Raw genomic sequence first — 10,521 nt, 5'->3', positions numbered from 1 at the left:
TATATTTTGGGACCTTAGCTGGTGGTCTGGGCTGTTTCCCTTTCGACTACGGATCTTATCACTCGCAGTCTGACTCCCGGATATAAATGAATGGCATTCGGAGTTTATCTGAATTCGGTAACCCGAGATGGGCCCCTAGTCCAAACAGTGCTCTACCTCCATCATTCTCAATTCCGAGGCTAGCCCTAAAGCTATTTCGGAGAGAACCAGCTATCTCCAAGTTCGTTTGGAATTTCTCCGCTACCCACACCTCATCCCCGCACTTTTCAACGTACGTGGGTTCGGTCCTCCAGTGCGTTTTACCGCACCTTCAACCTGGACATGGGTAGATCACATGGTTTCGGGTCTACGACTACATACTCATTCGCCCTATTCAGACTCGCTTTCGCTGCGGCTCCGTCTCTTCGACTTAACCTCGCATGCAATCGTAACTCGCCGGTTCATTCTACAAAAGGCACGCCATCACTCATTAACGAGCTTTGACTTGTTGTAGGCACACGGTTTCAGGATCTATTTCACTCCCCTTCCGGGGTGCTTTTCACCTTTCCCTCACGGTACTGGTTCACTATCGGTCACTAGGGAGTATTTAGCCTTGCGGGATGGTCCCCGCGGATTCCGACGGAATTTCTCGTGTTCCGCCGTACTCAGGATCCTCCTAGGTGTTGTTAGCATTTCGTCTACGGGGCTTTCACCCTCTTTAGCGGAATTTTCCAAATCCTTCAACTATACTAACAGACTACCATATTGGAGTCCTACAACCCCAACAAGCAAGCTTGTTGGTTTGGGCTCTTCCCGTTTCGCTCGCCGCTACTCAGGGAATCGAATTTTCTTTCTCTTCCTGCAGGTACTAAGATGTTTCAGTTCTCTGCGTCTACCTCTAATCAGCTATGTATTCACTGAAAAGTAATATCCTATAAAAGATATTGGGTTCCCCCATTCGGAAATCTCTGGATCATAGCTTACTTACAGCTCCCCAAAGCATATCGGTGTTAGTCCCGTCCTTCATCGGCTCCTAGTGCCAAGGCATCCACCGTGCGCCCTTATTCACTTAACCTTATCAACCTTACGGTTGGGTCTTGATCACTTCTTCTAGCGATAGAAGGTTAATCAATAAATAAGCAATTGAACTTATTAAAAAACTCATTCAACGCGGTGTTCTCGGTTTGTTTTGATTCTTTTTACTTCAATATCCAGTTTTCAATGAACGAATCTGATAGCAAAAGCTATCAATGGAGCCTAGCGGGATCGAACCGCTGACCTCCTGCGTGCAAAGCAGGCGCTCTCCCAGCTGAGCTAAGGCCCCGAACTTATTTGATTGAGAGTAGACCTCTCAAAACTGAACAAAGTAAAGACGAAATGTGTATTTCCGTAATATTCCTTAGAAAGGAGGTGATCCAGCCGCACCTTCCGATACGGCTACCTTGTTACGACTTCACCCCAATCATCTATCCCACCTTAGGCGGCTGGCTCCAAAAAGGTTACCTCACCGACTTCGGGTGTTACAAACTCTCGTGGTGTGACGGGCGGTGTGTACAAGGCCCGGGAACGTATTCACCGCGGCGTGCTGATCCGCGATTACTAGCGATTCCGGCTTCATGCAGGCGAGTTGCAGCCTGCAATCCGAACTGAGAGAAGCTTTAAGAGATTTGCATGACCTCGCGGTCTAGCGACTCGTTGTACTTCCCATTGTAGCACGTGTGTAGCCCAGGTCATAAGGGGCATGATGATTTGACGTCATCCCCACCTTCCTCCGGTTTGTCACCGGCAGTCTCGCTAGAGTGCCCAACTAAATGATGGCAACTAACAATAAGGGTTGCGCTCGTTGCGGGACTTAACCCAACATCTCACGACACGAGCTGACGACAACCATGCACCACCTGTCACTTTGCCCCCGAAGGGAAAGCTCTATCTCTAGAGTGGTCAAAGGATGTCAAGACCTGGTAAGGTTCTTCGCGTTGCTTCGAATTAAACCACATGCTCCACCGCTTGTGCGGGCCCCCGTCAATTCCTTTGAGTTTCAACCTTGCGGTCGTACTCCCCAGGCGGAGTGCTTAATGCGTTTGCTGCAGCACTGAAGGGCGGAAACCCTCCAACACTTAGCACTCATCGTTTACGGCGTGGACTACCAGGGTATCTAATCCTGTTTGCTCCCCACGCTTTCGAGCCTCAGCGTCAGTTACAGACCAGAGAGCCGCCTTCGCCACTGGTGTTCCTCCATATATCTACGCATTTCACCGCTACACATGGAATTCCACTCTCCTCTTCTGCACTCAAGTCTCCCAGTTTCCAATGACCCTCCCCGGTTGAGCCGGGGGCTTTCACATCAGACTTAAGAAACCGCCTGCGCTCGCTTTACGCCCAATAAATCCGGACAACGCTTGCCACCTACGTATTACCGCGGCTGCTGGCACGTAGTTAGCCGTGGCTTTCTGGTTAGATACCGTCAGGGGACGTTCAGTTACTAACGTCCTTGTTCTTCTCTAACAACAGAGTTTTACGATCCGAAAACCTTCTTCACTCACGCGGCGTTGCTCGGTCAGACTTTCGTCCATTGCCGAAGATTCCCTACTGCTGCCTCCCGTAGGAGTCTGGGCCGTGTCTCAGTCCCAGTGTGGCCGATCACCCTCTCAGGTCGGCTATGCATCGTGGCCTTGGTGAGCCGTTACCTCACCAACTAGCTAATGCACCGCGGGTCCATCCATCAGCGACACCCGAAAGCGCCTTTCACTCTTATGCCATGCGGCATAAACTGTTATGCGGTATTAGCACCTGTTTCCAAGTGTTATCCCCCTCTGATGGGTAGGTTACCCACGTGTTACTCACCCGTCCGCCACTCCTCTTTCCAATTGAGTGCAAGCACTCGGGAGGAAAGAAGCGTTCGACTTGCATGTATTAGGCACGCCGCCAGCGTTCGTCCTGAGCCAGGATCAAACTCTCATAATAAAAGTTAGAACAATCTTACGATTGTTAAGCTCAATTTGTTTGCTAGCATATTGCTTGCTTGTTAAAAATGTTTGTTGTCTTGAATTGAATCAAGACGCCCTACACATTTGGTTCGTCTATTCTTTGTTCAGTTTTCAAAGGTCTACGTTACCTCGCAGCAACTTTTATATCATAACAAACTTTCGTTCGAATGTCAAGAACTTTTTTGAAAAAGTTTTTTAAGTTGTTTTGCTCGGTCGTTGCCGTCTGTTGTGACAACTTCTATATCTTATCATTATCTCAGTTGTTTGTCAACAACTTTTTAAAACTTTTTTGTTATTTTATAACAAGTTTTTTTGATCAAATGATTGATTTAAAAGCAACCTCTTTAACGACTTTGTTATTCTAACATGTTATTTATCTTTTCGTCAAGAAAAATTTTTAACTTTTTAAAACTTTTTTCTTAACGAACTGTTTGTCAGAACAGATATTAATATACCAAGGATTTTTCTAAAACGCAACTATTATTTTGCAGAAAAATAACATTTTTTTCAATTTCGAACGATGAATATTTTCTGCAAAGAAAACATTCGTTTCTTTATCTTATAATCCCTTTTCTCTTACTGAAATGTTCGTTAATCATTCGTAAAAAAAAGCAACGTACTTTATTGTACGTTGCTCTCTTCTTTTATTCCAGCGATTGGAATAAAAATTCTAAAGATCGTTCCTTGATGCAATACGCTTTCTGCATCAATACGTCCTTTATAGTTTTCGACTAATTGTTTTGCAATCGATAGTCCTAAGCCATTACCGCCTTTATTTCTTGCACGGGCTTTATCTACTCGATAGAATCGATCAAATATTTTCTCCAAGTCTTCTTCAGTGATTCCTTCACCAAAATCTTGCACAGCTATTTCAAATTCATTCATCGTTCGAGAAATGGAAATATGCACTTCTTTTCGATCTGTTGAATATTTAATCGCATTATCTAATAGAATAATTAGCAATTGTTCAAAGTGATTACGATAGATTTTCAGTTCAACTTCGGTTGGTAAATCGTCATCTAATGTGATATGAAACTCAGGATAAACCAATTGGAAGTTATTAAATACTTGGTAGACTACTTGTTTAGCATCTGTTCGTTCATTTGCATATTGGGTGTCCACTTGTTCAGCGCGTGAAAGGTCAAGCATTTCTTGGACCAAGCTCTTCATACGACTAATTTCTTGTAAACTGGCCTTTAATGATTCATCTAAAATTTCAGGATCGTCTTTCCCCCAACGATTTAAAAGGTTTAAATGGCCTTCCATAATCGCAACGGGCGTTCTTAATTCATGGGAAACATCTTCAACAAACTGCTCTTGTTGTTCGATATAGCGTCTCATACGATCTAACATTTCATTAAAGATTTCCGAGATATCTGCTAACTCATCTCTCGTATTAATCTCCGGCATGTGGACATCTGATTGCGGGTCTTTGCGGATTGTATCCATCGTGTCTCTCAATACTTTTAATGGTTTTAAGAAATAAGAAGAGAGGATAAAGCCTAAGACACTACTTACAATCAGAGAAATCACTTCTAAAACTACAAGTGTTAATAATAAATGATTACGAATTTCATAAAAAGAAGAAAGTTCATAAAACGCTTGAATATAGCCAATTTTTTCTCGTGTTTCTTTTGAAAAAATAGGTTCCACGGAATAAAAACCGGTTTTATCAAAAACGGTTCGAACAACAGGTAATTGTCGATCCAATTGTAATAACTTATCATATTCATTTTGTGTTTTAAAAACTAGCTTTTGGTTTGTGTCATACACAGATAAATAAAGTTCTGGTTGTCCTAGTTCAGATATGAAACTGTCCATTTCCATAAACGAACCTTCTACTGCTGTATGCTTATTATAGTAGTTTTCATCTCTTTCACTCGGCGTTTTTAAATAGTCAAAAACGTCTGTTACCGTTAAATTTTCATTGGCATTAGCTAATCGATTTGTTACTTCTGCAATCGTTGCTTCGACATTTTCCTTTTCTTTGGCAACAATAAGACTGACAGAAGACTTATAGGTAATCACCGCAAAAATGGTAAAAACTACAAATATAAAGAAAGAACTTGCGAAAGCCCACTTTATAGTTAAAGATGGGCCTTCCAGTTCTTTTTTAATCGTTCTTTTCATTAATTAGTTCTCACGAACGCATAACGTAGCCAGTTCCACGGACAGTTTGGATGTAGCTTTCTTCTCCAGGTACGTCAATTTTATTTCGCAAGTAGCGGATATATACATCCACAACGTTTGTTTCTACTTCTGTTTCATAGCCCCAAACTTTATTTAGTAACACATCACGTGCCAAGACAACGTTCACGTTTTCCATTAGCGTTAATAGTAATTCGTATTCGCGTTTTGTTAATTCAATCATTTCAGAATTACGACGAACGACACGATTTTCTTTTTCAATTGTTAAGTCACGATATGTAATCGTTGTTTGTTTTGCAACGTTTTTATCGCCCTCAATATCAATACGACGAAGTAACGCACGTAAACGAGCTAACAATTCTTCAATTGCAAATGGTTTAACAATATAATCATCCGCTCCATGGTCTAAACCAGAAACACGGTCAATTACTGAATCACGCGCAGTCATCATAATAATTGGTGTATTTTTCACTTGGCGAACACGGCGACATACTTCTAATCCATTTAATTCTGGTAACATCAAATCAAGAAGGATAGCATCCCATTCGTTGTTAAGAGCGGCTTCCAATCCTGTACGACCATTGTAGTGTACTTCTGTCGTATACCCCTCATGTTTTAATTCAAGCTCAACGAATCTCGCTAAGTTCTTTTCATCTTCAATAATTAAAATGTTGCTCATTTGATTAATTGTCCTTTCTCTTTAAAAGCTATACTCAAGCTCAACCTTTTTATTCCTTACTACTTATTAGAGAATTACTACTCAATCTGTCTGGTTCTTTTTTAAGCCACAGTAAAACCATGAGCATGGTGAGCCACACTCATGGTCTCCAGCATGTTTATTCTTCGTTGTACCAGCTGTAATGGTAGATTCCTTCTTTGTCTGTGCGTTCGTACGTATGAGCACCGAAGTAATCACGTTGTGCTTGAATTAAATTCGCTGGTAAGCGATCTGAACGATAAGAATCGTAATAAGCAATTGCAGATGAGAATGTTGGTACAGGAACACCTGCTTGAACAGCAATCGCAACAACTTCACGAACGGCTTGTTGATATTTTTTCGTAATTTCTACGAAGTATTCATCTAACAACAAGTTTTCAAGTGCTGGATTTTTTTCATATGCATCGGTAATTTTTTGTAAGAATTGTGCACGGATAATACAACCTGCTCGCCAGATTTTTGCAATTTCACCAAATGGTAAATCCCATCCGTATTCTTCAGAAGCTGCACGGAGTTGTGCAAAACCTTGCGCATAACTCATTAATTTACTAAAGTATAATGCTTCGCGAATTTTTTCAATCAATTCTTTTTTATCGCCTGCAAAGTTAAAGGCTGCAGGTTTTGATAAAATGCCACTTGCTTTTACGCGTTCTTCTTTGTAAGCCGAAATAAAACGTGCAAATACTGATTCTGTAATTAATGGTAATGGTACACCAAGATCTAACGCACTTTGGCTTGTCCATTTACCTGTTCCTTTGTTGCCTGCTGCATCAAGAATAACATCAACGATTGGTTGGTCGGTTCCTTCATCATCTTTACGTGTCAAAATGTCAGCCGTGATCTCGATAAGGTAACTGTCTAATTCGCCTTCGTTCCATTCTTTGAAAATCTCTGCCATTTCATCAACAGATAAACCTAAGATTTGTTTCATTAAATCGTAGGATTCAGCAATTAATTGCATGTCCCCATATTCAATCCCATTATGAACCATTTTTACATAATGTCCAGCACCATTTGGGCCAATGTAAGTCACACATGGTTCACCGTCTTCTGCTTTAGCTGAAATTTTTTCAAGAATTGGCGCAACTAACTCATATGCTTCTTTTTGTCCGCCAGGCATGATAGATGGTCCTTTCAAGGCTCCTTCTTCTCCGCCAGAAACGCCAGTACCAATAAAGTTAATTCCTGAGTTTGCTAGTTCTTCATTACGTCGCATTGTGTCTTTGAAGAACGTATTACCGCCATCAATTAAGATGTCGCCTTTATCAAGGTGTGGTAACAATTCTTGGATTGTCGCATCTGTTGCAGGTCCAGCTTTAACCATCAACATAATTCGACGAGGTTTTTCAATTGCATTCACAAATTCCTCAATTGAGTATGTTGCTTGAAAGTTTTTGTCAGGATGTTCTTCAACCACTTCTGTTGTTTTTGATCCTGTACGGTTATACAGCGCAACTGTATAGCCTCTGCTTTCAATGTTTAAAGCAAGATTTTTTCCCATGACAGCCATGCCGACTACGCCAAATTGTTGTTTTGTCATTTTATGACCTCCTATATTATAATCAACGAAAATTCTATGAGCATTCTCTTATAATCCTCACTATTATAACGCACTATCTTTCATATGAAAACAATATAGTGCCAATAAATTTCCAATTTCTTCATATTTTCTTAAAAAAATACAAATCCCCTAGGCTCCATGGTTAGCCTAGGGGATTCAACATTTCAAAAAATGTTTTTATGCTTATGCTTCTTTAGACATTACGTCTTTTCCATCGTAGTGACCACATGCTGGACATACGTGATGGCTTTTTTTCATTTCACCACAGTTTGAGCATGCATTTAAGCCTTTGATTGTTAATTTGTAGTGTGTGCGACGTTTTGCTTTTTTCGCTTTAGAAGTTCTTCTAGCTGGTACTGCCATTGTTGTTCCACCTCCTTGTAAAGATGCGTGTATTTACATACACAATATATTCCAACCTAGCTGTTATCTTCCTCTTCAGCATTATCGCTGAGTAATTCTGATAGTTTAGCCAGACGAGGATCCACTGTTTGTTCTGCTGCTTTCTGCTTACTTTCCAAATATGCTTCTTCTGAAATCACTTCCCAGTCATTGCCACTTGGCATTTCTTGACTGTTTTGTTCTTCTTCTGTAAGCACTTGAATTGGAATGGACAATAGAATGTTGTCTTCGACAGATTCATCTAAATCAATTGTTGGCTTGTCCAATAAAATAATCTCTTCAGCTGCAAATCGTTCATCTCTTGTATCCATTTGTTCTTTTGTCATAAAGACTTCATCGACCGTGATTTGCATTGGCAAAGCCACAGGTTCTAAAGAACGGGATGAAGGAACGGTTACAGTTACCTGAATAGTGTAATGAAGTAAATATTCTGATTTATTGACTGCTAATAAGCCTTCTACTTTGATTGGACTTACATCCAACAAGGTATCATCTCGTTGAAGAAGCTCTTCTTTAAGATGCAATGTTTCTGAAAACACTAGCGGCTCTTCTTTGTATTTATTTAATTCTAACAAAGACCACTTCATAATTATCACTCCTAAGCAACAAAAGCTATTATACAGGGGTATGAAAGCTTTGTCAATGAAATTTTCTTGACAGCCCTTTCTTATTTCCTGTTTTTCTTTCGTTTTTTTTATAATTGTTTTTCTGTTGAAGATAACTTAGCGCTTATTTAATTAAATAACAAAATTTTTGTGTGAAATAACATAAATAATTTAAAACTAAGACATAATTTTACTATTTACGCCCAACTCTTTATTTAATGAATACATGTTTTCTGAACATTTCGTACTACTGTCTTCTTTGTAAAAAAAGCTGAGACAAACTGACGAATCGGTTTGTCCCAGCTTTGCGTCCGAGTACATATTGCTTAAAATCAAATGATTGAATTAATTAGATTTAGATAGCTGTTGTTGCTCCGCGGTAAACAATACCACGACGAGGATCAACAGTAATCACTTCGTCATTATTAATTAATGATGTTGCATCTGCAGCACCTACGATAACTGGAATATTTTGCGCAATCGCTACAACAGCTGCATGAGAAGTTAAACCACCTTCTTCAACAACTAATGCTGATGCTTTTTCAATTGCAGGCATGTATTCTTTATCTGTTGTTTTTGTAACTAAAATAGCTCCTTCAGTCGCTTTAGCAACTGCTTCTTCAGCAGTTCCTGCAACAACGGCTTTTGCAATAATTGCTTCTTCGCCGACACCTTGACCTTGAACTAATTTAGAACCGATCATTTGAATTTTCATTAAGTTTGTTGTGCCTTTTTCGCCAACTGGAACACCAGCAGTGATAATGATTAAATCACCTTCTGAAGCATAACCTTCTTCTTGTGATACTTTTGAAGCTAAATTAAACATTTCATCTGTGCTTGATGGTTTGTCAGCAACTGTTGCGTAAACACCCCATGATAATGATAAGCTACGTGCTTTTTGTTCTGAGAACGTAATTGCAACGATATGTGCTTTTGGACGGTATTTAGAGATCATACGTGCTGTATGGCCTGATTCTGTTGCCGCAACGATTGTTTGGATACCCAAGTTACGTGCTGTATGGCCAACAGATTGTCCGATTGCTTCAGTCATATCTGTTTTGCTATATAATTTCAATGCGAATGAATCTTGGTTAACTAATGTTTCTTCTGTACGAACTGCAATACGAGCCATTGTTTGAACAGCTTCTAATGGGTAATCCCCTGCTGCAGTTTCGCCTGATAACATTACTGCATCTGTTCCATCGTAGATTGCGTTTGCTACGTCATTTGCTTCCGCACGTGTTGGACGTGGGTTACGTTGCATTGAATCTAACATTTGTGTTGCAGTGATAACTGGTTTACCTAAAGCATTACATTTTTTAATTAAAGCTTTTTGGACAACTGGAACATCTTCTGTTGGAATTTCAACACCCATGTCACCACGAGCAACCATTAAACCATCAGAAACTTTTAAGATTTCATCGATATTATCGATACCTTCTTGGTTTTCGATTTTAGGAATGATTTGGATGTGTGTTGCGTTTTCTTCTTCTAAAATTTTAGTGATTTCTAAAACGTCAGAAGCACGACGAACGAAGCTAGCTGCGATAAAGTCAATTCCTTGACCAATTCCGAAACGGATATCGTTAGCATCTTTTTCAGTGATCCCTGGTAAGTTTACAGAAACGCCTGGTACGTTAACGCCTTTTTTGTTTTTCAAGACGCCTTCGTTTTTAACAACTGTTACGATTTCGTTTGCATCACGGTCGATATCAGTTACTTCTAAATCGATTAAACCATCATCTAAAAGAATGTGTGAACCTACGTTTACATCATTGATTAATTCTGGATAAGTGATTGAGAATTTTTCATTTGTTCCTAAAACTTCTGTCATAGAAATACGTACTGAGTCACCAATTTTCATTGTGATTGCGCCATTTTCCATGTCATTTGTGCGGATTTCAGGACCTTTTGTATCTAGTAAGATCGCTACGCGTTTCCCTGTAATTTTTACAGCTTCACGAATGTTTTTAATACGAGCACCATGCTCTTCGTAGTCACCATGTGAAAAGTTCAAACGGCAAACATTCATACCTGCATTAATTAAGTTTACTAGCATATCAACGGATTCACTAGCTGGTCCAATCGTACATACGATTTTCGTTTTTTTCATTACTAAAA

Annotated in this window: 6 protein-coding genes, 1 tRNA gene and 2 rRNA genes (1 of these 9 only partly in view); all 9 read right to left on the bottom strand. The window is 40.0% G+C overall.

Features of this window, described 5'->3' with window-relative positions; genetic code table 11:
- Positions 1-1,054: ribosomal RNA gene (locus IGM09_RS04175) — 23S ribosomal RNA — on the bottom strand; it reaches 1,859 nt to the left of the window's first position.
- A 176-nt stretch (positions 1,055-1,230) separates the two neighbouring features.
- Positions 1,231-1,303: transfer RNA gene (locus IGM09_RS04170), tRNA-Ala, on the bottom strand.
- 79 nt (positions 1,304-1,382) lie between these two features.
- Positions 1,383-2,943: ribosomal RNA gene (locus IGM09_RS04165) — 16S ribosomal RNA — on the bottom strand.
- The 16S and 23S rRNA genes sit together here with 1 tRNA gene alongside, the layout of an rRNA operon.
- A 644-nt stretch (positions 2,944-3,587) precedes the next feature.
- On the bottom strand, positions 3,588-5,096 hold the full coding sequence (locus tag IGM09_RS04160) for a HAMP domain-containing sensor histidine kinase (protein ID WP_002363430.1): 1,509 nt from the start codon (positions 5,094-5,096) through the stop codon (positions 3,588-3,590).
- Between the two features lie 10 nt (positions 5,097-5,106).
- On the bottom strand, positions 5,107-5,793 hold the full coding sequence (locus IGM09_RS04155; protein ID WP_002355954.1) for a response regulator transcription factor: 687 nt from the start codon (positions 5,791-5,793) through the stop codon (positions 5,107-5,109).
- Between the two features lie 157 nt (positions 5,794-5,950).
- Positions 5,951-7,372 carry an NADP-dependent phosphogluconate dehydrogenase gene (gene gndA, locus IGM09_RS04150; protein WP_002355953.1) on the bottom strand — a complete coding sequence of 474 codons (1,422 nt, stop codon included), beginning with the start codon at positions 7,370-7,372 and terminating at the stop codon, positions 5,951-5,953.
- 204 nt (positions 7,373-7,576) lie between these two features.
- The gene (rpmF, locus tag IGM09_RS04145) at positions 7,577-7,756 is read right to left on the bottom strand and encodes a 50S ribosomal protein L32 (protein ID WP_002355952.1); all 180 of its coding nucleotides are present in this window, start codon (positions 7,754-7,756) and stop codon (positions 7,577-7,579) included.
- Between the two features lie 56 nt (positions 7,757-7,812).
- Complete coding sequence (locus tag IGM09_RS04140) at positions 7,813-8,382, bottom strand: YceD family protein (RefSeq protein WP_002363429.1); 570 nt, start codon at positions 8,380-8,382, stop codon at positions 7,813-7,815.
- 373 nt (positions 8,383-8,755) lie between these two features.
- Positions 8,756-10,513: a pyruvate kinase gene (gene pyk / locus IGM09_RS04135; protein WP_002355949.1), complete on the bottom strand. Its 1,758-nt coding sequence runs from the start codon at positions 10,511-10,513 to the stop codon at positions 8,756-8,758.
- Between the last annotated feature and the right edge of the window lie 8 nt (positions 10,514-10,521).

It is taken from the genome of Enterococcus sp. DIV0167, from assembly GCF_050541555.1.
Classification (GTDB): domain Bacteria; phylum Bacillota; class Bacilli; order Lactobacillales; family Enterococcaceae; genus Enterococcus; species Enterococcus faecalis.
The sequence above is the reverse complement of the archived record's forward strand: the minus strand, read 5'-3'. Positions and strand labels throughout refer to the sequence as shown.